At 43.0% G+C, this 24,757-nt stretch carries 21 protein-coding genes; 10 read left to right on the top strand and 11 right to left on the bottom strand.

Annotation, left to right across the window (positions count from 1 at the left end):
* Positions 1 to 26: 26 nt before the first annotated feature.
* From EBI00_RS15980 to EBI00_RS08985, 4 genes are all read right to left on the bottom strand, one after another.
* Positions 27 to 194 (bottom strand): hypothetical protein, encoded by a 168-nt coding sequence (locus tag EBI00_RS15980; RefSeq protein WP_158600741.1) that lies wholly within the window; start codon positions 192 to 194, stop codon positions 27 to 29.
* Between the two features lie 263 nt (positions 195 to 457).
* Positions 458 to 775: a DUF5655 domain-containing protein gene (locus EBI00_RS08995; protein ID WP_206612573.1), complete on the bottom strand. Its 318-nt coding sequence runs from the start codon at positions 773 to 775 to the stop codon at positions 458 to 460.
* On the bottom strand, positions 744 to 1,508 hold the full coding sequence (locus EBI00_RS16240) for a sigma 54-interacting transcriptional regulator (RefSeq protein WP_277749201.1): 765 nt from the start codon (positions 1,506 to 1,508) through the stop codon (positions 744 to 746). Before EBI00_RS16240 ends, EBI00_RS08995 begins: the two co-directional genes overlap by 32 nt.
* Positions 1,509 to 1,744: 236 nt before the next feature.
* Positions 1,745 to 3,364 (bottom strand): methyl-accepting chemotaxis protein, encoded by a 1,620-nt coding sequence (locus EBI00_RS08985; RefSeq protein WP_123095599.1) that lies wholly within the window; start codon positions 3,362 to 3,364, stop codon positions 1,745 to 1,747.
* Positions 3,365 to 4,218: 854 nt separating this feature from the next.
* On the opposite strand from EBI00_RS08985, the gene EBI00_RS08980 reads away from it, so the two are divergent.
* Positions 4,219 to 5,472, top strand: coding sequence for an EAL and HDOD domain-containing protein (locus EBI00_RS08980; RefSeq protein ID WP_158600740.1), 1,254 nt, complete (start codon positions 4,219 to 4,221; stop codon positions 5,470 to 5,472).
* 44 nt (positions 5,473 to 5,516) lie between these two features.
* Positions 5,517 to 6,743, top strand: a complete 1,227-nt coding sequence (locus EBI00_RS08975) for an EAL and HDOD domain-containing protein (protein ID WP_123095597.1) — start codon at positions 5,517 to 5,519, stop codon at positions 6,741 to 6,743.
* A gap of 69 nt (positions 6,744 to 6,812) precedes the next feature.
* Here EBI00_RS08975 and EBI00_RS08970 read toward each other — a convergent pair whose 3' ends face one another.
* Positions 6,813 to 7,991 carry a BaiN/RdsA family NAD(P)/FAD-dependent oxidoreductase gene (locus tag EBI00_RS08970; RefSeq protein ID WP_123095596.1) on the bottom strand — a complete coding sequence of 393 codons (1,179 nt, stop codon included), beginning with the start codon at positions 7,989 to 7,991 and terminating at the stop codon, positions 6,813 to 6,815.
* 305 nt (positions 7,992 to 8,296) lie between these two features.
* On the opposite strand from EBI00_RS08970, the gene EBI00_RS08965 reads away from it, so the two are divergent.
* The 6 genes from EBI00_RS08965 (at position 8,297) to EBI00_RS08940 (ending at position 16,581) form a co-directional block, all read left to right on the top strand.
* Complete coding sequence (locus EBI00_RS08965; protein ID WP_123095595.1) at positions 8,297 to 8,875, top strand: hypothetical protein; 579 nt, start codon at positions 8,297 to 8,299, stop codon at positions 8,873 to 8,875.
* Positions 8,876 to 9,118: 243 nt separating this feature from the next.
* The gene (locus tag EBI00_RS08960) at positions 9,119 to 10,411 is read left to right on the top strand and encodes an imelysin family protein (RefSeq protein WP_123095594.1); all 1,293 of its coding nucleotides are present in this window, start codon (positions 9,119 to 9,121) and stop codon (positions 10,409 to 10,411) included.
* 122 nt (positions 10,412 to 10,533) lie between these two features.
* Positions 10,534 to 11,943 carry a di-heme oxidoreductase family protein gene (locus tag EBI00_RS08955; RefSeq protein ID WP_123095593.1) on the top strand — a complete coding sequence of 470 codons (1,410 nt, stop codon included), beginning with the start codon at positions 10,534 to 10,536 and terminating at the stop codon, positions 11,941 to 11,943.
* Positions 11,943 to 13,037, top strand: coding sequence for an imelysin family protein (locus tag EBI00_RS08950; protein WP_123095592.1), 1,095 nt, complete (start codon positions 11,943 to 11,945; stop codon positions 13,035 to 13,037). The genes EBI00_RS08955 and EBI00_RS08950 overlap by 1 nt, the downstream gene beginning before the upstream one ends.
* A 2-nt stretch (positions 13,038 to 13,039) precedes the next feature.
* Positions 13,040 to 14,158, top strand: coding sequence for a DUF1513 domain-containing protein (locus EBI00_RS08945; protein WP_123095591.1), 1,119 nt, complete (start codon positions 13,040 to 13,042; stop codon positions 14,156 to 14,158).
* Positions 14,159 to 14,277: 119 nt separating this feature from the next.
* On the top strand, positions 14,278 to 16,581 hold the full coding sequence (locus EBI00_RS08940) for a GGDEF domain-containing phosphodiesterase (protein ID WP_123095590.1): 2,304 nt from the start codon (positions 14,278 to 14,280) through the stop codon (positions 16,579 to 16,581).
* Positions 16,582 to 16,764: 183 nt separating this feature from the next.
* Here EBI00_RS08940 and EBI00_RS08935 read toward each other — a convergent pair whose 3' ends face one another.
* From EBI00_RS08935 to EBI00_RS08920, 4 genes are all read right to left on the bottom strand, one after another.
* Entirely contained in the window at positions 16,765 to 18,081 is a 1,317-nt protein-coding gene (locus EBI00_RS08935; protein WP_123095589.1) for an OmpP1/FadL family transporter, read from the bottom strand.
* Positions 18,082 to 18,301: 220 nt separating this feature from the next.
* On the bottom strand, positions 18,302 to 18,733 hold the full coding sequence (locus EBI00_RS08930; protein WP_174714914.1) for a group I truncated hemoglobin: 432 nt from the start codon (positions 18,731 to 18,733) through the stop codon (positions 18,302 to 18,304).
* Positions 18,727 to 19,599 (bottom strand): DUF3034 family protein, encoded by an 873-nt coding sequence (locus EBI00_RS08925; protein ID WP_123095588.1) that lies wholly within the window; start codon positions 19,597 to 19,599, stop codon positions 18,727 to 18,729. The genes EBI00_RS08930 and EBI00_RS08925 overlap by 7 nt, the downstream gene beginning before the upstream one ends.
* An 81-nt stretch (positions 19,600 to 19,680) precedes the next feature.
* Positions 19,681 to 20,307 (bottom strand): methylamine utilization protein, encoded by a 627-nt coding sequence (locus EBI00_RS08920; RefSeq protein WP_123095587.1) that lies wholly within the window; start codon positions 20,305 to 20,307, stop codon positions 19,681 to 19,683.
* Positions 20,308 to 20,490: 183 nt separating this feature from the next.
* Here EBI00_RS08920 and yddG point away from each other — a divergent pair, with 183 nt between their 5' ends.
* The gene (gene yddG, locus EBI00_RS08915; protein ID WP_123095586.1) at positions 20,491 to 21,426 is read left to right on the top strand and encodes an aromatic amino acid exporter YddG; all 936 of its coding nucleotides are present in this window, start codon (positions 20,491 to 20,493) and stop codon (positions 21,424 to 21,426) included.
* 51 nt (positions 21,427 to 21,477) lie between these two features.
* Here the strand turns inward: yddG and EBI00_RS08910 are convergent, their stop codons facing one another.
* Positions 21,478 to 22,716 (bottom strand): pyridoxal-phosphate-dependent aminotransferase family protein, encoded by a 1,239-nt coding sequence (locus EBI00_RS08910; protein ID WP_123095585.1) that lies wholly within the window; start codon positions 22,714 to 22,716, stop codon positions 21,478 to 21,480.
* 332 nt (positions 22,717 to 23,048) lie between these two features.
* Between EBI00_RS08910 and EBI00_RS08905 the strand changes: the two genes are divergently transcribed.
* Entirely contained in the window at positions 23,049 to 23,486 is a 438-nt protein-coding gene (locus EBI00_RS08905) for a DUF3010 family protein (protein WP_123095584.1), read from the top strand.
* Between the two features lie 110 nt (positions 23,487 to 23,596).
* Here the strand turns inward: EBI00_RS08905 and EBI00_RS08900 are convergent, their stop codons facing one another.
* A complete protein-coding gene (locus tag EBI00_RS08900; RefSeq protein ID WP_123095583.1) occupies positions 23,597 to 24,691 on the bottom strand; it encodes an META domain-containing protein in 1,095 nt (364 codons plus the stop codon).
* Between the last annotated feature and the right edge of the window lie 66 nt (positions 24,692 to 24,757).

The following is a 24,757-nucleotide window of genomic DNA, read 5'->3' as shown; positions in this document are numbered from 1 at the left end:
AACATGAGATATCCCATGGCGAGCGATCAAACCGCACTTTGATGGTGCCATGAAAAAAGCGAGAAGCCTATGGCCTGAGGCTGTGAGCAACCTACGTCCGCTTCTGAGGCAAGAGCAAATTCCACATCGCCCGTACCCCAATACCCAGTTGACGTGGCATCACGATAATGATTTTTCGTTAACTTAGTCTTCATAAAGATGGTGACACGACCTCACTAGACATCAGTTAAACATTTATTAAGTAAAAAAACGCTAAAATTGCGCCAAGCAACTCGTTCAAGTTGGCGCGATTCCAGAAATTGCGCCACAATTGCGCCACAATTGCGCCAACCCTAACTTACAATTGCGCCAAAACACTATGTCATCTACCAACAAACAAAAAGCTTCTGCGAAAATTTGAAGCATGCTGTATAAATTATCGAGACTAGATTTGTGGGGTATTGCTCAGAACCGATCTCTACTCACCAACCTTGTTATAGGCCATTTGTATAAAGGCTTTTACTGGCTCAAAGTCCGCTTCTGAGGCAAGAGTAAATTCCACATCGCCCGTACCGTAATGCCCTATTGATGTGACATCACGATAATGGCCTGTATCCGCTGGTATATCAGAGGGTTTCAACTTCAAAAATAACTTGATATTACGCCCTTTGACTTCAATGCAGACGATATTTTGCGAGATCTTGTAAGCGACATAATACTTCTTCGGCACTTCCTCAATGGACTTATCTAAGCCAAGGATAAACTCACGAATCGTCGCCGTTAGCTCGAGTATCAATCCGACCCGCGTGCTGCGCCCCTGTCGAAAACTCACTCGCCACAAAGGGCTGATCTGAACGCGAACTCGCATTATGGATGGCGCGGACAAAGAGCTCTTTACCGGTTCCGGTTTCCCCTTGGATAAGCACGGGCACGTCACGCTCCGCCAAAATGTGTGCCTGGCGCTTGAGACGCTCCATGATGGGGTTTTGTGTGATGATGTGTTCAAAGGCAGCTGTGTGCGCACTGTCACCATTGGCTAATTGTGTTAACTGCTCATTAGTGAGTGTGGTGGCTAGCGGCGTGTATTCCGCTGATATCTCGAACGAGATATTTGCTTCTTGAACGCCCTGCTCTTTGCTGGATTGATAAAAAGTCGCGGCATATTTGGTTTTACCAAGCAAAATCCAGACAGCTTGCATAGCAGGTGTGCCTGGACTCAGTAAAATAGACAACTGAGTGTTAGGGGAATCAATAGACGCCAGTTGCTTATCTGCTGCAAGATAAATGGATTCAAAATGCACTGGGGATATCAGTGCTACTTGATGATATTCAACGTCAATCTGTGTTTGGTATCTGAGCCAATCTATGTAAGGTGAACTTCTCACCGCAGAATAGGAACACAGCAAAATGATCTTATCAAACTTTACAGAAGACAAAGTGGCTGATATAGGCCCACTTGAAGGCAAATTTGCCGCCGCTGATTGCAGATCGGCTTCGCCAATCCATGACACTAACACGTTATCAACCACAAACTCATCCCTAATGAAAACAACAACTGACCGACTGTAAAGACTACTACAGTTTTTCGCTCAGCACATCATTAGGAAACAAGCCATTGACCAAGATCATACCGCTCAAGACGCCCAGCATCTAAGGATACTGGGGTCTTAAACGCTGGATTGCCATTGTTTTTGTTCTATCGACTTACAGCCTGTATACATACTATACACACTAGATGTCACGGTAAGAATTTAGGGGAAACGACTTATACTTTAAATTTTACAACTAACTCATTCAGTTCTATAGCTAATCGGGTTAACTCCGCCGTGCTTGCCGTCGTTTGGTTAGCACCAACCACTGTTTGTGCTGCCAAATCGCTTATTTTGGTGATGTTGCCGTCTATATCTTTAGCCACATTAGACTGTTGTTCTGCCGCACTGGCAATCATAAGATTGCTGTCACTTATTGATACAATCCGGGCGGTTATTTGTTCAAATGCTTTTGTTGCTTCATCTGCGACTAACTGGGCTTGGGTTGTTTTTTGGCTCGTCGTTTCCATCGAAGACACGGCTTCATTGGCAGAAAGCTGTACTTGTCGAACCATGGTCTCAATTTCCCCTGTGGATTCTTGAGTACGATGTGCAAGATTTCTGACCTCATCCGCCACGACGGCAAAACCTCGTCCAGATTCACCGGCTCGAGCAGCCTCAATAGCTGCATTCAAAGCCAGTAAATTTGTCTGCTCTGCGACAGCACGAATGACATCCAATATTTGACTAATTGATGCTACTTGCTCAGCTAATTGATTGATCACGCGAGTACTTACTATCATACCCTCATTCATTTCAATAATTACCGTCGTTGTTTGATCCACTTTTTTCTTGCCCTGCTCCGCTAAACTTGCTGAATAGGCAGAATCTTCTGAGGCTTTCTGGGCTCTTCTAGCCACTTCATTGATGGCTGAACTCATTTCCGAAATAGTCGCAGCGGCTAATTGAATTTCACTATTTTGCAGCGTTAAATCTTTGGTAGAGCCTTCGGTTACGCTGCTCAACTCTTCTGCAGCCGATGCTAACTGGCTTGAAGAATCACCAATATGGATAATGGCATTTTTGAGACTTTCTTGCATGTCTATAAGAGCACTCGATAGCTCTGTTATCTCATCGTCGCCCTCTGTCACAATATGCTCTGTGAGGTCACCTTGAGCAATAGTCTGTGCAGTTTTAACTGCTCGACGCAGCGGAAAATTGATACTTTTGGAGATGACAAAAGCAATGATTAAGGCAAAGCTTGCACTGACTAGAATAATAGTGACTATGGAAATAAAACTTTGAGTGTATTGTGATCCTGCAATCAACGAAGCCTTATCAGCATATTCTCGATTAAGCTTAATGAGTTCTTGCTGAAGATCATTTACCTGATTAGCAGCTTGGTTCATCTCTTCCATAAGTTTTTTAGCGTCAACGTTATTGTTACGCAAAGAAAACTCCACCACTTTTACTTGCAAGCGATAATATATTTCCTCAGCTTTTTTGTATGACGCATACAATGCTTTTTCTCGATCTTCCGTTATGAGAGTTTGGTAGTAAGTATCCGACTCTTTGGAACTTTTTTTGGTTTCATCTATTGTTTTTGAAATGGACTGCATTGCTTTATTGTCTGTTTCAACAAGCAACCTCAGAGTATAAAGCCTTATCAGTGTTAGATTAGTACTCATCACTCCCAAATGCCTCACGGAAGGCAAATAATTGCTTTCTATAGCAGTTAAATTACTGCGTATTTCTTTCATTGTGAGTATGGCAACGCCACCAATACCAACCATCAAACATGTGATGATTAAAAAGGAGAACATAAGGCGAGTTTTAATACTGATTTTTCTAAACACGAGATACTCCGAATAGCGATGCTATGATAAGCATGAAATTACTTAGGAGGTGGCAAACGAAACATAGTGCTCTAACCCTCCTTGCTTGATCACACATTTTATAAGCACCGCTTATATGACAGTATTTTTTTAGCTACTAAATAAGAAAAATACTGTCAATCGGAGCAATATCACTTTTATGTATTATTTTGTCAAGATTATTATAAAAATGTAAATTTTTAGAAAAAAATCACATAAGGAGCGGCCGACATAAAGAAATTCGTCTATTTTTTTGGTTAAGTATTGATTTCAATAAATTTTTTATTTTCAGACAGGGCCACTTAACCTTGGAATCGACGTTTCGCCCTATCATTTCTGTTGTTTTTTAGAGTGTGAAGAAACATACATAAAACCGATAGATTTTAATATATTTATAAATATAAACCTTATAATTCAATTATTTAATGAATTTTTCAATAAATAAAACTCATCCTCGTCCTCTCTAAAAACCCACTGTGCATTTTGCACTCAACTTTCATGGCGCCACTGCACAATGACACCTAGCAGGAAACCAAAACTGCTTTTTGATGGTACAAATGTACTTGTATAGACAAAAACCGGATGTTTTTCATTCTCATTAGCCGAACTTTTTGGAGAAAAAGTATCTCTTACAGGGACATCAATTATTGCTTAAAAAATATAGCAATAACTATAAGTGTAATATTTTGTTATTTTTTGTTAATAGTATGATTATCGTTGTCATTTTACTGTAAGATGCTTGTGTTTTTAAGTTGTGTAGAGAATAACAAGATAAAAATCAGTGTCTCAAAGCTTTTCCACGAATTATAAAAATTTAAAATCGTATGGTGATTTTTATGGACAGTGCGTTCCTAAATCTTTTCTTTGATAATCAAGAAAATAATTCTATTTTTCTAAACGGCTTTATTTATCGGCAGCCTATATTAAACTCAAAGGGCAATGTCGTAGCTTATGAAATCACTTATAAAGATCCAAAAAATCATGAAAAATTAGAAGTACATAAAAATGGTATTTTTACTGATTCCATTCTTTTATTCGGCATGCTTGAGTTTTCCAATAAAAAACGCGCACTCCTTAACATCCCAAAACGATTTTTAGAATCTGAAATACCTAGTATTTTGCCCCCTGAAAAAGTTGCTCTCGGATTAAATTCAGAAATAATTAAAAACCCTGAATCAAACGAACATATAAAAAGCTTAAATGAAAATAATTTTTTATTTTTTTCAGATAAAGCAGAGATTAAAAAAAACAAGGACATTATTAGTAAAATAAAATACATTAAGTTGGAGTTTAATAACGATAAAAAAATATTATTGAATGGCATTAACTTTATAAATCAGTTAAATCCCAACTGCGAAATAATAATCCAAAACATAAATACTTATTCAGATTACGATTCATTATCAGATCTTAACGTAGATTTATTTCAAGGACCTTATTTTTCCACCCCAAAAAGCATAAAAATAAAAGAGTTTAAACTATCAAGTAACTCCATCAGTGATTTACTAAGAATCAATTTGGATGAGGATTTTGACTTTGCTAAAATTGCAAAAGTTGTAAAAAAAGATCCAGCGATGACAAGTCGTTTTCTTCGGCTAGCCAATAGCGCTGGAAGAAAAAAAATCAGCATAAGCAGTATTGATCATGCATTAATTTACCTGGGACAGTACGAAGTAAAGAAAGTCATTACTCTTTTTATTTTAACCGAATCAGCAAACAACAAACCTGAAGAACTTTGCAAACTGGCACTCATAAGAGCAAAATTTTGTGAGGCTGTGATCAAAACATACGATCCAAATAAGTCATTTCAAGCATATCTCGTTGGGTTACTATCAGTATTAGATGCCATCTTTGATTTCCCAATAGATAAAATATTGCCATCCCTTGGTTTAAGCGAAGAATGTAATCGAGCGATTATTGCCCATGAAGGTATTCTAGGAATTTTACTTAAAACAGCCATTCAACTAAGTGAAGACAGATTTCAGGATGAAGACAATATTTCAGATATTATCAACATCTCGATCAGTGACTTACACATTATATACTTAAATTCTTTGTTAAGTACGGATTATCTTTTTAAAAATATATAATAAGAAAATACATTTAAAAAATACAACTCGGACATAAAATAAAAATGATTGAATTTCCAACGGTATTAGATGATTTAATGATGGCTCAACAACCAATACTCAATAGCAAGAAAGACATATTTGGGTATGAGCTATTATTCCGTGGAAAGGATGCCTTCAATGCAAATGTAATAGACAATGATGCTGCCACGAGTCAAGTTCTGGTTAATCTGTGCATTGGCATTACCAAATTAGAAACACAATTAAGAAAGCCTTTTTTCATCAACATGACAACCAAGCTCATGTTGTCAGATGCTTTTATTCCTATTAATCCTGATACCGTTTACATCGAAATTCTTGAAGATCAGGAAATAACACCAGAATTTATTGAAGCGGTTCAAAAATGGCAGCTAGCTGGCTATCGATTTGCGTTGGATGACTACCAGTTTGATACAGGATATCACGCCCTGTTACCTTACGTGTCCATCGTCAAAATTGACGTTCTTCTCACACCACCCGATAATTATGCGGAAAAGATCAACGAATTGAAGTCAAAAGGTCTTATTTTACTCGCTGAAAAAGTGGAAGATCTAACCATGTTTGAACTCTGCAAAAAACTTGGATTCGACTTATTTCAAGGGTATTTTTTGCAGCGGCCAGAAATCATAAAAGGAAAAAAAATTAACTCAGCAGCGAGCAGCGCAACATTACTACTCAACGCATTGCAAAACCAGGACGTTAGCATTGACGAAGTCACTCGTCTAGTCACCAAAGAACCCAAGCTTTCTTATCAATTACTACGCATTCTTAACAGTCCTGTCTGTGGCATAAAAAAAACCGTTACATCAATACAAGAAGCCGTAATGTTTATTGGCTTAAATCAGCTCAGAAAGTGGGCTCTATTGATGACACTGACCTCCTCTACTAAACCACCACAAACACTTTTGAAAGTACTTTTAACACGCGGGCGTTGCTGCCAACTTCAAGCACAAGCCAAACAGTCCAAACGAGGAGACTCAGCATTTATGGTGGGGTTATTGTCCGGCATAGACGCCATTTTTAATTTAGAAAAATCCGTTGTACTTAATGAAATCGCTTTAGATAAAGAATTGCTAGACGCCATTATGACTCAATCGGGAGAATTGGGAGCTTATCTTACACATACGCTAAACTGTGAAGAACAAAACTGGGGCGGTCTGGAAATTTTAAAAACGGATGATAGAGCCCATTTAAACAGAGCATTTTTAGACGCCATGGTCTGGACAGACGAGATCATGACATCCATAAGTTAAAATGCGTTTTTTATCTACAGATGTCACCTTTCAGGATGCGTTAGACTAAATTAGAAACGCCAAAATCCATCACACATACTGCCCTGCACAGAAGCCGCTGGCCCATGCCCATTGGAAGTTATATCCCCCAAGCCAGCCGGTGACGTCTAGGACTTCCCCGATAAAGTATACACCCGGCTGTTTTTGCGATTCGAAGGTTTTGGATGACACTTCTTTTGTGTTTACGCCGCCTAGTGTGACTTCTGCTGTTCGATAGCCTTCGGTACCGTTGGGGGCGATGTCAAAGTTCGAAAGATAACCAAACAGGGTTTCAATTTGTTCGTTAGAGGTTTGCGCGCTGCGCTCAGTAAGCCAAGGGAATTCAGTTTTAATCAGCTCGACTAGGCGCTTTGGCAATAATGTGGATAAGAAGCCTTCGTAGCTTTTTTTCGGGCTATGTTGACGAATCGACATCAAGTCATCCAATGATAACATCGGCGCAATGTTAATGCTGAGCGATTCACCAGGCTGCCAAAAGTTGGTGATCTGTAGAATCGATGGGCCACTCACGCCTCTATGGGTGAACAACATGGGCTCTTGAAAAGTCACGCCTTTGGCGGTCGCGGCTATATCGCACGCAATACCGGATAACTCTGCCAGCTGCGCTTTACGGTCTGGTTGTACAGTAATAGGCACCAAGCTCGCCCGCGTTGGCAAAATATCATGACCTATTTGTTGGGCAATCTCATACCCAAAGCCTGTGGCTCCCATAGTCGGGATCGACAAGCCGCCTGTGGCAACCACTAAAGAGTCACACAGGAAGTCACCTTGGCTGGTTTTGACGAGAGTCTTGCCTTCCTGACACTCAACCTGATGAATTTTGGTATTGAGCTTGAGTTCTGCGCCAGACCATTCTACCTCTGTCAGTAAAATATCAAGCAGGTCTTTGGCAGAGTGTTCACAAAAAAGTTGCCCTGGGGCTTTTTCGACATACTCTAAACCATGACGGTCGACAAGATCCACAAAGTCCTGAGCAGAATACCGATGTAACGCTGAAATACAAAAATGCGGGTTGTCTGATAAGAAGTGTTTTGGAGCAGCGTCCATGTTAGTAAAATTACAGCGCCCTCCTCCTGACATGAGTATTTTCTTACCGGCTTTGTTAGCGTGGTCTAACACCACCACTTTTCTCCCTCGGTAAGCCGCCGTTGCTGCACACATTAAACCCGACGCGCCAGCACCCAATACAATTACATCCACTTTATCCACAACCTACCCCATAACTTGATTTGTGGCAGCATTATAGTGCCTGAGAGTATGAAAACAACGGCCATATTTTTTTGTCCACAGAATCCGTTAAGAAGGCTGTGGGAATCATGAATAATCCTTTAAAAAACAACTCACTAAATAAAATCAAACCTTTTCTGATAATTTTTTTAAAAGCGCCTTTTTCGCAAAATGGCAAAAATTTTATGAGAAATGCAAACTTTATTTAAAAATATTCTATACATAATTACTGTTTGGATATACAGTACTGTATAAATAAACAGTAAAGATAGTTTAAGGAAGTAGTCATGCTAACGTTTTTTGGTATAAATCGCGGCATTCGTAAAATCTCACTACTGGGCGTATTGGCACTGGCTATGTACGCCCCACTAAAAGATCTCGCTCAGTTTTTGCAGTCCTATTTAGCAAAGGAAAGCGTTGTTATTGTAGATGCGTCTTTTGGAAGTGCTATGCCTTGGCAAACGACACCCTCGTCGTATCTAAAAGTCAGCCAGCAGGCGCAAACTAGCCTAACGCAACCGCAAATGATTTATACTAAGCTACGTCTTGAAAATCCCACCTCTAAACCACAAACGTACCGTAAAATATGGCTCAACTTTTCCCACGAGAACGGCGGTCAAGAGTACACCACAGATTACACACTCTATAATGTTGAGACACGACAGCGTCTCATTGGTCAATCAGTACAGCTTGGCGCCAACAGCAGTATTGAAATCGTTGCCGCTTATCGGTTTATTCCTAGTTATCACAATACCGCACCTGTCAGTATGAGTGTGTCTTGGGAAGGTCAGAATCATTTGCGCAGCAAAGCGTGTGAATACCCGCTTCACAACACAGCAAGCAATAGCTTTCGATACCAGTGCTAATTGCTTCTCTTTTTGAGGGGCTGCTCAACAGTAGTACCCTCGCTGTCTAATCTTTATTTCCCTTTGCGCTTCAGCACTTCTATCGTTTTGATCACATCATAAAACTCGTAAAAGCCGTTTAAACAACATTTTTATCAATTTATTTTATTAATAGCAGAGTATAAACAACCATTCAAAAATACAGTTGATAATCATTTTTGTTTGCAATACGATAAGCATACATCAACAATTGGAGTGTATTTAATGAAAGGTATATTCAGCCCTGTGGCTATTTGTGTCGCGGGTGCACTGCTCACTGCATGCTCGTCATCATCCGTTCAACACATCGAAAAACAAGCCTCAGCCGATGCCGTTGTCACACATTATGCAGATATTGCAGAAGCCGTGTATGGCGATTCGTTGACGACAGCAAAAACACTTCGTCATGCAATTGATGCCTTCCTCTCAGAACCGACTGAAAACAACTTGCAAGCTGCAAGACAAGCTTGGATTGCCGCACGTGTACCGTATCAACAATCCGAAGTATATCGTTTTGGCAATGCCGTTGTTGATGACTGGGAAGGGAAGGTGAATGCGTGGCCTCTCGATGAAGGTCTGATCGATTATGTCGCAACAGACAGTTACGGAACGCAATCTGATATTAACGCACTTTATACGGCTAATATCATTGCTTCAAAAAGCCTGATGATTGGCGGTGAGCGCGTCGATACTACACACATCACTCCGGAATTAATCGCAAACAAACTTCAAGAAGCCGACGGTATTGAGGCTAATGTGGCAAGTGGCTACCACGCCATTGAATTCTTACTGTGGGGACAAGACCTATACGGCACGAATCCTGGCGCGGGTGAACGCCCAGCGACAGACTACGATTTGGCTAATTGCACGAACGGTAACTGTGATCGCCGTCGCGCCTACTTAGAAGCCGTCACGGATTTACTGATTTCTGATCTCGAAGACATGGCCAGTTACTGGCAAGAAGGCGGCGCTGCCCGTATGGCACTGCTGGATCAATCTACCGACGCTGGACTGGCCACCATGTTGACGGGCATGGGCAGCTTGGCGTATGGCGAGCTTGGCGGAGAAAGAACCAAGCTAGGGTTAATGCTTCATGACCCTGAAGAAGAGCATGACTGTTTTTCTGACAATACTCACTGGTCCCACTATTACAATGCAAAAGGCATCAAAAACGTCTATCTGGGTGAATATCAACGTGTCGATGGCAGTTGGGTAAAAGGCGCCTCTTTATCTGACCTAGTGGCAACACAAAACTCAGAACTCGACAGCGTAATGAAAGATAAATTGAACACCACAGAAGCCGCAGCACAAGCGATGGTTGATGCAGCGAAACAAGGACAAACCTTTGATGTATTAATTGCCTTGAACAACACTCAAGGTAACCAACTGGTGCAGACTTTTGTTGATTCCTTAGTGAACGAAACTCGCTCAACGGAAGAGATTATTCGCTTATTGAACATACAAGGCATTGCACTGGAAGGCTCTGACAGCTTGGATAACCCAAGCGCTGTCTTTTAAAAAAAGTGTAAATAGAGTTTTAAATAAGAGTGTTAACAAAAAAGAGCTTTAGCAAAGATGCACAGCACCTTAACTATTAGAAAAATGACGTCATTGAGTCAGTTAATGGTACTTATCTACGAATGACCGAAAAAAGTAATAATCATGTGCTTTTAGCCGCTGGCGTTTACGTCAGCTTTTTTTGTTTCTCGAACCTCACCTTTGCGGCGGACTACACACGCCCATTGGCAGAAATTGCCGTTGAAGATAAGCTGCATTTTCGCATTGGCAAAAGTGTGTTTGAAAAATTCTGGGTAGCCTCACCCTCTTCGACGACGGCCAGCGATGGACTAGGGCCGCTTTATAACGCCCGATCTTGTCACAGCTGTCATCTTAATAATGGACGAGGCCACGCCCCGGAAGCTGCGATCAGTGGCGCGTCGGTGCCTTCTTTTATGGTTAGGTTGGGCAAGACCTATCCATTACCGGATAAGGTTTCTAGTAGGTTAACGAAAAACGAACCACACGCGATATACCCTCACATTGGGGACAAAACCTACGGCCATCAATTTCAGAGCAACAGCACGCCAGGGATTCTTCCCGAAGGAGACTTCACGGTATCTTATCAAACGCACATCGAAACGCTGGCCGATGGCACTCAGATCACATTGAGAAAACCCCTGCTTCATTGGACGAAACTCAACTACGGTCAGTTTGAAGACCACACAGGGTTTACCATGCTAGTGGCGCCCGCTCTAATCGGCATGGGGCTATTGGATCAGGTGCCAGAGTCGTTCATTCTTGCGAATGCCGACCCAGATGACAGCAACAAGGATGGCATTCGAGGACGCCCGAGTTGGCTACCCGCCCCCCCCGGCCAAACTCGACGCTTGGGTCGCTTTGGATATAAGGCCTCTGTCGCCACATTAAGCGAGCAAAACCAGCTCGCTTTTAATACAGATTTAGGCTTGTCCACACCACTACAGGATTCTTCTACCGGTGACTGTACTGACGTTCAAATAGATTGCATACAAAGCCCAAACGGTAGTAGCGCGCATTTAGATAACCTCGAAGTCGACAAAAAACAAATGGCCCTGCTGGATGCTTTTGTTGCCTTATCCTCACCTCCGGCTATGCGCAATCTTAGCCACAATGACTTTTTGTCTGGAAAACAGGTTTTTGAGGAATTAGGTTGTGCCAGCTGCCACACACCAAAAATGCAAACAGGCAATACCTCAACATTTGCGGCATTAAACAATCGTACCTTTTACCCTTTTACCGACTTGCTATTGCATGACATGGGACCTGGACTCGCCAGCGGCTTCCCGAGCTTCTCGGCTAAACCAACGGAGTGGCGAACAGCCCCTTTGTGGGGAATGGGTTTATCGAGAAAAATCTCTGGTCGTGAAGGGTTTCTACACGATGGCAGGGCAAAAACTCTCGAAGAAGCAATTTTATGGCATGGCGGTGAAGCACTCAGCAGCAAACAAAATTATAAAAATTTATCCGCGGAACAACGCAGAACCCTCATGTTTTTTTTGGAGTCACTCTAATGGCATTACCCCGTTCTTTTCTTAAAATATTTGTTTCTCGATCCTTCGTCATCATGCTCAGCGTCACCGCTCCTGTTATGGCCAATGCTAGCCAATGGGATGGGCCTTTGAATGGCATATCAGACCAAGTGATTGCTAACGGCTACCAGTCTTACGCTAGATCCGCCGCTTTGCTTCAAGAAAGCAGTGCGGCTCTTTGTGCCCGTCCCTCAGAATCTGCGTTGCTGAACACTCGGGAAGTGTTCAAAAATAATGTCTTAGACTGGCAAAAAGTACAGTGGCTGAATTTTGGCCCAGTCACCTATTTTATGCGTTACTACGCATTTGAGTATTGGCCCGATAAGAAGGGCATCACCCAGAGACAGTTAAGAAGTATGTCGCAGGCTGATCCCGCCACGTTAGATTCTGAAGACTTTTGGCAAAAAGCCAGCATCGCGGTGCGTGGTTTAACTGCGATTGAGAGTTTGCTGTATCACCCTGACTTCTCTCCTTTGACCTCTATCCAAGATTGCCATTTACTGACAAACGTCACCGAACATCATGCTTTAAGCGCTATGGATGTTAATCGTCAGTGGCAAACAGGACACGCTGAGGATTGGGTGTTTGCTGCTGATGAAGCGGATTTGGATACCAAAAAGCTGGCACTGAAAGCATTTTTATTGCAATGGATAGAGCATATAGGTATGACAAAAGACGCCAAGCTTGAAACACCACTCGGCTACCATGGCAACGAAAATCTGAAACTAGCTGAGTTTTACCGGAGCCATTTATCCCTAAAGGCCATACAAACGAATCTGCAGTCTTACCGCGCCATCTATCATGCAGGGCCACCTTCATTGTTCGATGTTGCTCAGCAGTTACAACCTGAGCTGGCGATACAATTAGAAAAACAGCTCACCCTCAGTCTTAAAATGGCGCTAAGTCTGCCAGAAACTCTGCTGCACCCAGACCAAGCTCATGTAGATCAGCAGACAAGTCGACGCGATCAAGTACAGCCATTAGTCACTTCATTAAGTCGTAGCCAAGCCTATTTGTCTCAGCTGGTCACCGCGCTGGGCTTTCAAATTGGTTTCAACAGCCGAGATGGAGATTAGCAATGTGGTCAAGGCGCGACTTTTTAAAGCTTACAGGGGCCGCCATCGCCGCCCCCAGCTGGGCTTCCCTTTACTCATACCAAGACCATCAATCGCAAGCGGATCAACATCATTATGCCTCGGCGTTCACCACAGGATCCAATCACCACGGCTTTGGCTTATTTGATGAATCAGGCCAGCTCGTTTGGTCCACAAGACTGCCGGATAGAGCCCATGCCCCCGTAGTGCATCCGCAGCAAAGCATTGTGGGCATTGTGGCTCGAAGACCGGGGTTTTTTATGGATTTTTTTGATTTGACAAGTCGCCAACACCTTCTTCGCGTAACGCCAAGTCAGCATCATCATTTTTATGGTCACGCCTTGTTTAATGCCAATGGTACCCAGCTCATCAGTCAAGAAAATCATTATCCAACAGGGCAAGGGAAAATCGTAATACGAGACTGGCCGACCGGTGACATCATCAGGTCGTTTAGCAGTAATGGTATTGGTCCTCATGAATCCGTGCGCTTTAACGGGAATCAGTTGATTGTGGCGAACGGTGGTTTAAAAACACATCCAGACAACGATCGCCGTATACTCAATCTTGATACCATGGCCCCTAACGTGAGCTATTTGTCCTTAGAAAGTGGTCGCGTTCTGCATTGCGTTTCTCATAACGAACATCATCAACTCAGTATTCGACACCTGGATGTCAATCCGCACGGTGTTGTTGCGCTGGGCTTTCAGTATCAAGGTGACGTGCGAGACAAGGTACCGCTCGTTGGTCTTTCTCAGCTTAACGCACCGACATTGACGTATCTACCGATGCCAGAACCCATTCGTCTCCGCTTTAAACAATATTGCGGCAGTGTGTGTTTTGATACATCGGGCGAGATTCTGGCAGTGAGCTCCCCGCGTGGTGGTTTAGTGGCTTATTGGCACCTGCCATCCAATAACTTTATTGGTATAACAAATGCTAGTGATGTCTGCGGACTGTCGGCAACCAGCCAACCTTATGAGTTTTTAATGACCACGGGGACAGGATCACAAATAAAAGCCAACCCTGTTCAAAACACGCACAACTTGATCAACAAACATACAAATTACCAATGGGACAACCATCTTCTTAAAATAAATGCGTAAATTTTTCGCTAAACAACCAATAGAACATGGTCAAGGTCACATTTTTTCGGTAATGTCCTAACGAAATGTAAAAACATGTAAACTTGTATTTCTTATTATTATCTTTATGACGTTAACCAATGAGCATTGATTTTCTTAAAAAATATTTTTTTGGCGACGTCCAATCATCCAGCGACGTGAGTAGTGTTGCCTTTCAGCAAAGCGCTCTAAGGATTCTACTGGCACTGACTCTGTGTATTTTTTTAGTGTCAGAAGTTCACTTTCTGTTCACTGCAGGCGATTACTCTTTTTTGGCTATCAACAGCGTTTATCTAGCTGCGTTAATTGGCTTATTGTATCTCAGTAGACGCTATGAAAAAGCCACGGCGATCCTATTTCTTTTTACACTGGTCACTGCCAGTATCCTGCTATTGACTTTAAGTAACGAATTTCACGCTGAAAAATACGCCTTAATCTCACTCTACTCACTGCCCCTGATTACCCGTTTATTGTTTACTTTTAAGGCGTCGATTGTCGCCATGGTGGCTAACCTCTACCCCTTTTACTTAATCACTAATAATAGCTGGATGGGCAGTGCTGAATTCTTAGACAGTGCAAATCTATTGACCAGCGCAGACGCTTTGGCTGGCGCCAGTATCGCCCCATCGTTTTATTTCCAAATGTTGACCTTTGTCACGTTGAACATAGGGTTGCCTTTGGCGGTGTCTCGTATCATTCAGACACTAGAGAGCCATGCGATTAAAATGAAAGACCTTAATCAAAAACTTAACAGCCATTATGCTATGTATGAAGAGTTCTTTGAAAACACGGGAACACCGTCTCTTTTATGTGATCAGCGCGGCAAGGTGTTAAAAGCTAATCAGCTTTGCCGTCATTTATTAACTGGGGGCATTAAAAAGAGTCTAGCACACTCAAACATAACAGATTGGCTGACCCCTGCTGGAGAAAATAGTCGCTTTGCTTGGCAATCTGACATGGCGGAATGCACACTGAAAAGCGACAGCCAAACCCATATTAATATTCGTAGAGCCTCGCTGACCGAACACGGACACCTTGTTATTCATCTAGAAAACACCACAGAACTAAAGGCGATACAACAAGAACTCGAAAGCACACAAGAAACCAACAGCCGCCTTGCCCATTTTGATGTTCTGACCCGTCTGCCAAACCATCGTCATTTTTGTCAACAAGTAAACCAACGCCTTGCCGAACATGACAAACATGTAACAGGGGCCATGTTCATTATTCGAATTAGTCAATTTAAGTTACTCAACAAACAATACGGAAAAGACAACGCCAATAAGGTCATATTAAGTTTTGCCAAAACCTTAACTCATAAACTGTCTGATCAAGCCGTGGTGGGACGCTTACGAGGGGTGAAGTTTTCCTGTTTTATCCCGTTAAGCCAAACCTATTTAATTCAAAAAAACCTTTCAGAACTGATTAAATCCATTCTTCCAAAACAAATTACTGTGGAAGGTAACAAACTAAATATGGAGTATCAGGTCGGCATTGCCTACTATCATACGGACGGCAAGAACGCCGAAGCGCTATTAGAACGTTGCGAGATGGCACTAGAATACTCAAACTCAGTAGAACGTTTTTCCTTTTATAACAACAATTTAGAAAATAAACTCATAGAGGAACATACACTAGGTCTTAGCCTAAGCTCAGCGATCAAAAACAAACACATCACTATTTGGCTACAGCCGCAAGTTAACGCGAGTGGCGATATTTGCTCCTTTGAAGCTCTTGCCCGCTGGCAACATAATGGCCAGTACATTCCACCGCCACAGTTTATTAGCATTGCCGAAAACCTTGGCTTATTGCCATTGCTGGCGGAAAACCTAGTGCGTGCCCTCGTTGAGACCCTGACAGATTGGCAAAAAGAACATATTCACACCCCTATCGCTTTTAACCTAGCGGGCCAAGAACTGATGAACGACGGTTTCTTTGCCTTTTTAATGGCCTTGGTAACGGACAAGCCTTGGCTAAAAGACAGGCTAGAGCTGGAAATAACAGAAACCAGCCCAGTGATGACGCATCCGCTCGTCCATAAGCGGCTGCGTAGCTTATCTCAATATGGCTACTCGATTGCCATTGACGACTTCGGCACGGGACAAGCCTCATTAGGCCAACTGGTCGACATCCCTGCAAACATCCTCAAAATTGACCGCCGCTTTGTTTTCCCACTGCCCCACGACCAACGCCATGTCGACATTGTAAAATCCACTATACAACTGGCCAAATCACTCGACATGAAAGTCATCGCAGAAGGCATAGAAACCAAAGAACAAGCTACCCTACTCATTGCCATGGGCTGCAATACCTTACAAGGTTACTACTACGGCAAACCTTCCCCTATGACAGACTGGACATCGCATAGCAACGCCAAAGCCAAAACACTACGAATGGTGTACTAATACGGGTGTACTAATACTAAGCCTCAATATTGTATTTCTTGATTAAGTATATGCGTGCTGTAGGTGATTGTTATCTAGTTGCCTTTCCTTCATTCACCAGACATAAAAAAAACCAGCGTTGAGTAAACGCTGGTTTTTATTGTGCCTTTTAAGTAAGACGTTAACCTGGTTTTTTAAACGTTATTAAAACGCCATATTCATAGCAACAGACAGCACGTTAGCAGACGATTTGTAATCAGCTTGTAAAGTTCCACGAGCTCTATCTTCGGTCAAACTTGTACGATTTACTGATACATCTTCGATCATAACATGGGTTAACGCGAATGAAGCTGACGTCATTTCACTAAAGTCATACGTTCCACCGAAGGATATCCACTTACGGTCACCATCTGGTGTACGAGCAGAACGATATTTATCAGATACTGGCGAATTATCTATTGCCACACCCGTGCGCAAAGTTAACTTCTCAGAATGCGCGTAGGTCAAACCGGCAGAGTACATCCACTGATCTTCAAAGTCTAATGTCAAAACAGAGTTAGATTGCTTGCTATTAAAATCGATATTTAGGCCATCCAAATCGCCCCAGCCTGTTTTGATAGCTGACAAACCAAGGGTTAGAGTAGGAGAAATCTCTTGTTCCATACTCAAGGTCATGACAGACGGTAGGGTAATAGAATCAGTAACCGTTGTGTTGACTAAATTAGCATTTGCAGCCAAACCGGAGGAGACGCCAGTGTATTTAACGTCACCTTTAAAATCGAAATCCACTTGACTGCGATAACCTAAACCTAAGCGAGTTCCCTGCTTAGGCTCTAACATCACACCAAGACTATAACCATAACTGGTATCATCCGCTTCTATGCGCCCAATACCTTCACCACCAGCTTGCGATATTGGGGTACCTACAGCCGATTCTAATACAATGTCCGCCTTGTGTATTTGCACACTAGCACCCACTGACGCCCAGTCATTAACTCTATGAGCTAAAGCAAAACTTAAAGCAATATCCTGTAATGCTGTCTCAGTGGCATGGAAACGACCCGCCCAATCTTTACCATAATCACCTGATAGTCCAAACGGCACGTTAAGAGAAACACCGGCAACAGTTTTATCAGACAGCGGCTTAGCAAAATAAAAAGCAGGGACTAACGTACTATCTACAGGATCTTCTCCAGCCTTGGTTCCTAAAGGTGCGGTCCCACCTGCTGCTGCACCGTTAACATCAGCACTATTTGCACCTGTCACAGTCACATCCATACTCGGCATAACAAGCGCACCAGACACGTTTACTGTGGTGCTTTTTGCATTAGTAAACAACGCAGGGTTCCAGAAGCTGAAAGAAATATCGGTTTTTGAGGCAGCGGCACCACCGAGGGCATTACCTGAGGCAGCAGCACTGTGGTCGTTCAAAGCAAAGCCCGCTGCAAACGTTGAAGAAGCCGCAGCAACTGATGCGGCTATTATTGTGGCTCTAAATAGATTTTGGGACGTGTTCTTCATACAAAAAGCTCCATTGTTATTTTTATTGGAATCTGTGTTGTTGAAATTCATGCACTTAACATTAATTACCTACCTAACATTAACGTACTTGAAATCAATCTGGGTTGTTATCCTTTATACGCTTCAAGTATAGAAGCACATAACCTGATATTACCAGTATGTATTTCTTGCGCAATAGATTATGATCAAAAAAAACACAAAACTCTCAAAATAAAAGCCGTTACTTGTATAACATTTCTCCTCGCATAGGCGCTAAAATCCGCAACACTCGATTTTGTTGCAGGTAACTCAGCCCTGCTTTTTCCATCGCACTAACCAGTAAGTCAACGGTGGTATTAAAATCCGCTTCGGTGATGTTCTGCCCTTGATGCACTTTTAGCATGGTATCGCCTGTGTAAGTGCAAGGCCCGCCTGTATCTACACATAGGTGCTCAATGAACTTTTCTCTAAATCGAGTAATGTTGGTTTTTTCGAAGTATTGAAAAATGGTTTCATTGAAACTGACTTCGTTAATAAAATTATCTGTGATGGCTTCGATCGTTGCTTGTCCACCAATTTCTTCATACAAACTCACTGGCGCTTTGGTCGGTGCGGCGCAGGCGCTTAAAAATACACTCAACACCAACGCAGTGATTTTAACGTGATTTACCATAAATACCCCGTCATGGATAAGTAGATGCCTTTTTGATCTTTCTTGGTCGCGACTGTGCCTAAGTTGGCATATGCCGCCGTAATATTGATGTTTTTATTTGGTATGTAGCTGACAAAGACATCGGTCCAGTCGTCTTCTTGCACCGCTGTTAAATTGTTAGATTTTTGTCGATATTCGAGCCCCATCACCCAATTAGGAGACAGTAGGACGCCAAGGCTCCCTTCTAACATGACTTTATAATGGTTATTGCCTGCTCCACCATGACCCAGTAAGCCCAACTGGTTCGCTTTTGTGGCTCTGGCGGCTAGGTTCCACACTAGGTTATAACCGCCTACTGCGGCTAAGTGGACCTTGGTGGCCGCCACATAAAAATCGGTACCGCTATCGCTTTTCGCCCCAAGATAGTCGGCCACAAAATCATCATCGAGTTGCTTATATTGCAGCCCAACACTCAGTTGAGGGTATGGGGAATACACGGCATCACCGTATAAACGCACTTTAACACCCAATATGTCTTGCTTAATTTCTTCCGAACCCAAACTGAGCTGAGTGATGAGACTTGCTGGCAAAACAAAGGTTTGTTGAGCGTAGCTTAACTCAACCCTGTCGTAAAAACTGGCCGCCGCACCCATCGAGCTCAACCGGTAATCGGTAATGTTTACATCGGTCATAAAGGCGGTCACCGACGTTTCATCTCGGCTGTCGTATCCTGATAATGTTGCCCAGGGCACCAAGCCACCACCGCCACTGCCTTCAATCTGAGACAAACCAGCCGTTGCTAACAACTTACCATCGCTCGCGACACTGGGCAGAGCGCAAACAGCAAGGTAGCTTACACTGGCTATTTTGAAGCATGTTCTAATCATAAAACCCCTTATCAAATGACTGAATTTAATGCACGTACTGTAAAGTCGGTTACTTTAAAGGCCGTTACGTTTCGAAAAAAATTAGTTGCTCCATTTATTTCGGCCAAAACCACTATGCGTGCTATGTTGATTACCAATAGGCGGCAGTAAATCTAACGCCAGCGTTTGTTCAACATCGCCGCTAAGCTGAACCGTTTTTTGCGCTTGAACCCCAGACACCAGTCTCTCACTCCACAGCGTGACACTATCTCCAGATTGTGCTGGCAATTGGACCTGACCGTTTCGATCCGTTTTAAGCGCGAGAACATTGTCTGCAACATAAATATAACCAATCATGTCGTCGTGTATATTACACCCCAATGCCACTAAACCAGGCTTATCAAACAAGACTGGCGGCACATCTGTACCCTTATAAAGCTGAATCTCAAATGCGTTTGCTTCTGAAAAGCTGTAAACATGATGCCGAAAATCATCACTATTAGGAAAGCTAACAGATTGACCTTTTTGTACCACTAATACACGAGGTACAAAGGATGAGTCTATTTGGTCCATCACTTGCTCAGTATTTGGGGTTACCATTTTTATATTAGAGGCGATAACAACCACATCAGAAACAGGATTGTTTTCCTGATCCACAATCGTCAAAGTGATGTTCGCTGTTACTTGCGACATGGAAAAAACACAAAAAAGAATCAGAATATAGCGCATTGCACTTCCTTAAAGATTGGTTGTTTTTTTCTATTATTTAACAAAATACTCATTCATTCATTATACAATCCGTCGTGGCTAGTAAAATCGTCATAACAACTCAGACCACATAGTAAGACAGTCCTTCAACCCTAGATGACTTCTTAGTTAAAAACATTAGATTAGGTTTTAACATATAACAAGATGACTACATACAATCCGCAAGCCACCCTCATTGGCAGCATGGCTATTCTGCTTTGGAGTAGCCTTGCACTCTTCACCACGCAAGCAAGTTCGGTGCCGCCGCTGTTATTACTAACACTGACATTTGGTGTCGCCACCTTACTCTTCTTTGTGGTGTATCTATTTAAGGGTGAGCTAAAAAGCTCCTGGAAACAAACACCAAAAAGCGCCATTTTGATGGGGGGCCTTGGGTTTTATTTTTATCACTTTTTTTACTTTTATGCCTTTCAGAATGCACCACCGGTAGAGGCAGGGCTCATTGCTTATCTTTGGCCGCTACTCATCGTCTTGATGGCAGGCATGACTCAGGGAAACACTCTATCATGGACGCATTTAGTGGGTGCTGTCATCGCTTTTATCGGCACTGGCATTATGCTGCAATCGAAAGGCCAAGTTTTAACCATAGACAGTAACGCGGTTTACCACTGGACTGGGTACGCGGCCGCCTTCGCCTGTGCGTTTATCTGGTCGAGCTATTCCGTTGCGAATCGACGCTATCAAACGGTTCCTTCTAGCGCGGTACTTTGGTATTGCCTAGTCACCACACTATTAGCGGGCGCTTCACATTTCATGATCGAAGCAGAAAGCGCGACATTGTCGCTACACTTTCCAGCAAGCACTTGGGTCGCCATTTTAGGGCTAGGCTTCGGACCCGTTGGTATCGCTTTTTTCTGCTGGGATACTGGGGTAAAAAAAGGCAACTTATCCTTGCTTGGCGTCTTGTCTTATACCGCTCCTGCCCTATCCACTGCGTGGCTTGGGCTTTTTACCGATGCCGTATTAACCCCAGGGCAAATCATCGCCTGTCTATTTATTACCGCAGGAGCATTATTTGCCAGCTTAATGTCAAACAAAAAAATGCCCTTGGTCCCTGAAAAGGAAGCCAAAGGCATCTGAATAAAAGGCGCTTTTTATTATAAAGCGCCTGAAGTTATTACCATTTCTTGATTAGGCCACTTTAACCTGATACTTGTTACGCGGAATTTTCTGCAAGTAGGCTTCCATTTCCGCCATGCCGTTAGGCTGATCCACTTTTACGCCCAAATCGCGCATAGTGCTACCAAATGCATGCAGAGTACGGAACAAGTTATGTTCGCGGCATTGCTCGCCCATTTGGCCAATGCGAACAATTGGCTGACCAAATGATCCAGCAATCTCAACACGGTACATTTCCGAAATATGTCGGCAGATCTGCCCTGCGGTTAAACCTTCAGGAATGTTAATACCCACCACTGAGTTCAAACGCGACGCTGGCGGAATAAATAATTCTAATCCCATTCCTTCGATACCCGCTTGTAGGGCTTTAGAACAACGCAAATGTCGAGCAAAACGATTCTCTAACGTCTCATCACACACCAATTTCAGTGCTTCATGTAACGCCATGATGCCAGACACGGGTGCCGTATAATGGTAGCCATCGTTGTGCCAAAAATTCTCTGCCAGCTGGGCATCAAAACACCACTGCACTGTTGGCTTAGTGCGATTTTTCACTGCCGCCCATGCTTCATTAGAAAACACCAACAGCGATACACCCGGAATAGATGACAAACCTTTTTGCCCACCCGTGATAACCACGTCTACCTGCCACGCATCCATTTTCAGCGGCATAGTGCTGAGCGTACAAACCGCATCCACAACCACCAAACAACCATAAGATTTAGCCATTTTTGCTATCTCTTCCAGTGAATGATTAAACACCGTATTTGATGTTTCACCTTGCACCAGCGTTAACACTTTTGGGCGTGTTTCTTCGATGGCTTTGCGAACGCGCTCTGGATCCGCCGCTTCATGAACACCAACGTGCAACTCATGAACATCGGCGCCAATGCGCGTCGCCATTTCCGCCATACGGTGACTAAAAAAGCCATTGTTAATACATAAAATACGCTCGCCTGGTTGCAACAAATTGGCGACCGCCATTTCCATCGCCGCTGACGCTGGTCCTGCTACGCCAAGCACCCATTTAGACTCTGTTTGAAACACATAACGCGCCATGGTTTTTACTTGCCCAATAACCTGTGCCATCACACTACCAAGGTGGTTAATCACCACAGAGTTGGCCTTGGCGACACGCTCAGGAATAGGAACCGGGCCTGCGCCCATCATTAACAAGGGTTCATGAGGAAGAATTTCGTCTAAAGATTTCACCTGGGGACGAGGAATGCCCATTGGCGATGAAGCAGTCATTTTATGCAGCCCTATTAGTTAAAATTATAAACCGTTTAAAAGTAAAAAACGGTTAAAGTTGAAAAAAACACTTCAAGAGTAAAAAGCCTGTTTTCATGTTTTTACAGTAGAAAATGTCGAGAAAATGATTTTTACAAAATAATATTTTGAAATAGTACATTATTCATTGTGATAATAAGAGATGGCAAAATGAAAAGAGTGTAATAAACCACAAGCTTTCACTTTCGCCTTACATCCGACGTGTTTCCTTTTCAACAAGCAGTATTTTTTACTCTGCGAGAAGAGAATAAAGTATGCGATAATGCGCGAAATTCCCTATTCAGGATCTCGTTATGATTACTTGTGGTATCGAAATCAAAGGCAGCGAAGTGATTCTTTGCCTTCTGTCTAAACAAGACGGATTGTTTCAAATCGCCGATTGTCGCCAAACTCGACACACTCTTAACAACCCAAACGACAGCGAAAGCATGCGTAAATTTCAGTTCATGCTGAAAAAATTGTTTGAAGATTACAAAGTGAAAAGAGCCGTTATTCGTGAACGCCCAACAAAAGGCAAATTCGCTGGCGGCTCGGTGGGCTTTAAAATTGAAGCGGCGATCCAACTGATTGACACTGTTCAAGTGGATTTATTCAGCGGCGCCAAAGTGAAGGACATCTTGCAACACAACCCAATGCCTATCCCTTTCAAAGCAACAGGCTTGCGTGCATTCCAAGAAGGCGCCTTCACCGTGGCTTATGCCGCGCTTTCAGAACACATTCCTGAAGCGTAAATCGTCAGATTTCGTAATATAAAAACGGCGACTTCAGATCGCCGTTTTTTGTACGTTTTTGCAAGGCACTCATAGTCTTTTTTAAATGGAACACTCAAATTAAATGCGACTTAGTTAGTGTGGGTATCTTTATAATTTGATAACCGTGTGGGTGTCTCAATAGCTTCTTTGCGCTCAAATGACATTAGTCGTTTCATGCTTTTGTCATACCATGTCCATTGTTGACCTTCCAAGCTACTGTATTTGGCCTCTTCAATAAGCTGAAGAAAACGTGATTCTACTTTTTCGGCGTCCTGACAGAACATGCGGGTGCTAACGATCGGACCAAAACTTAGGGTATTTTCTTCAATGTGAATCGTTCCAGCCATGACGTTACAACCAGTACGGCCTGACAATTGTTGACCATTAAATCGTACGTAAGGACGAGCTTGCATTTCGTCTAGATCTGAAGAGAAAAATCCGTCAAGCTCAACGAGATCCCACTCGTGGTTAGCTAATAAAGCCGTTGGGCTACCACACGTTTTGCCTGGCACCACTCGCTGAAGATTGCCAAAGCGAAGATGATGCCGAGCAGGACCCTCTTCTGGCTCTTCCCATTCGATTGCCACATCCGCTTCAATATAAAGGTAGCCACCTGCGAGATAACGGGAATCAAGATAAGCACGCTCAACTTCAATCCATTCAGGAGTCATCACCACGGGAAGACGCGTTCCAGTACTGCATTCAACGATAGAAGGCGCATCGGCCATGTAAATGAGCATCCCGTCTATCTGTTTATTGATAGACACGGGTTGCCAGCCGATAGGGTCTAGGATGTGCTTGCCTGTTTGTCGCCAACCACCAGCTTCGCTGGCAAAATACACCTTATATTCAACTTCCCCCTGAAGTAATACTAAGCGGTCACCTTCAACACGCCATAAACCCATAGCGTTTGATCTTTCTTCAGATCGAGCTTGATCTGTCTCTGTCAGCAAATACATACCATTTGCCATTAGATCTAGCTGTGTTTCAACTCTAGCCCCCTCAATACTTGGACAATCATCACAAGGTAAAACACCAAAATAACTTTGGTTAGCACTAATAGGAAAATTGCTTGCGGAATGTATTATTTCCTCGCTAATTTGTGTATTCACGCCACTGCAACCACTAATAAGCGAAGCCGTTAACACAGACACGGCAATGCCGTAGCGAAAATGCTGGTTCATAAAATAATTCCTTTATCAAAGGCTCAAAATCACTAAATACATTACTAAGATAATAGCCCGAAGATA

Source organism: Marinomonas hwangdonensis, from assembly GCF_003721245.1.
GTDB classification, from domain to species: Bacteria; Pseudomonadota; Gammaproteobacteria; order Pseudomonadales; family Marinomonadaceae; genus Marinomonas; species Marinomonas hwangdonensis.
Note: the sequence above shows the minus strand (reverse complement) of the source record. Positions and strands in the feature narration are given on the sequence as shown.

Bases quoted from the DNA above. Each gene is read 5' to 3' on its own strand.
- EBI00_RS15980 (WP_158600741.1), bottom strand. From the start codon at position 194: ATGAAGACTAAGTTAACGAAAAATCATTATCGTGATGCCACGTCAACT.
- EBI00_RS08980 (WP_158600740.1), top strand. From the start codon at position 4,219: ATGGACAGTGCGTTCCTAAATCTTTTCTTTGATAATCAAGAAAATAAT.
- EBI00_RS08975 (WP_123095597.1), top strand. From the start codon at position 5,517: ATGATTGAATTTCCAACGGTATTAGATGATTTAATGATGGCTCAACAA.
- EBI00_RS08965 (WP_123095595.1), top strand. From the start codon at position 8,297: ATGCTAACGTTTTTTGGTATAAATCGCGGCATTCGTAAAATCTCACTA.
- EBI00_RS08960 (WP_123095594.1), top strand. From the start codon at position 9,119: ATGAAAGGTATATTCAGCCCTGTGGCTATTTGTGTCGCGGGTGCACTG.
- EBI00_RS08955 (WP_123095593.1), top strand. From the start codon at position 10,534: ATGACCGAAAAAAGTAATAATCATGTGCTTTTAGCCGCTGGCGTTTAC.
- EBI00_RS08950 (WP_123095592.1), top strand. From the start codon at position 11,943: ATGGCATTACCCCGTTCTTTTCTTAAAATATTTGTTTCTCGATCCTTC.
- EBI00_RS08945 (WP_123095591.1), top strand. From the start codon at position 13,040: ATGTGGTCAAGGCGCGACTTTTTAAAGCTTACAGGGGCCGCCATCGCC.
- EBI00_RS08940 (WP_123095590.1), top strand. From the start codon at position 14,278: ATGAGCATTGATTTTCTTAAAAAATATTTTTTTGGCGACGTCCAATCA.
- EBI00_RS08935 (WP_123095589.1), bottom strand. From the start codon at position 18,081: ATGAAGAACACGTCCCAAAATCTATTTAGAGCCACAATAATAGCCGCA.
- EBI00_RS08930 (WP_174714914.1), bottom strand. From the start codon at position 18,733: ATGGTAAATCACGTTAAAATCACTGCGTTGGTGTTGAGTGTATTTTTA.
- EBI00_RS08925 (WP_123095588.1), bottom strand. From the start codon at position 19,599: ATGATTAGAACATGCTTCAAAATAGCCAGTGTAAGCTACCTTGCTGTT.
- EBI00_RS08920 (WP_123095587.1), bottom strand. From the start codon at position 20,307: ATGCGCTATATTCTGATTCTTTTTTGTGTTTTTTCCATGTCGCAAGTA.
- yddG (WP_123095586.1), top strand. From the start codon at position 20,491: ATGACTACATACAATCCGCAAGCCACCCTCATTGGCAGCATGGCTATT.
- EBI00_RS08910 (WP_123095585.1), bottom strand. From the start codon at position 22,716: ATGACTGCTTCATCGCCAATGGGCATTCCTCGTCCCCAGGTGAAATCT.
- EBI00_RS08905 (WP_123095584.1), top strand. From the start codon at position 23,049: ATGATTACTTGTGGTATCGAAATCAAAGGCAGCGAAGTGATTCTTTGC.
- EBI00_RS08900 (WP_123095583.1), bottom strand. From the start codon at position 24,691: ATGAACCAGCATTTTCGCTACGGCATTGCCGTGTCTGTGTTAACGGCT.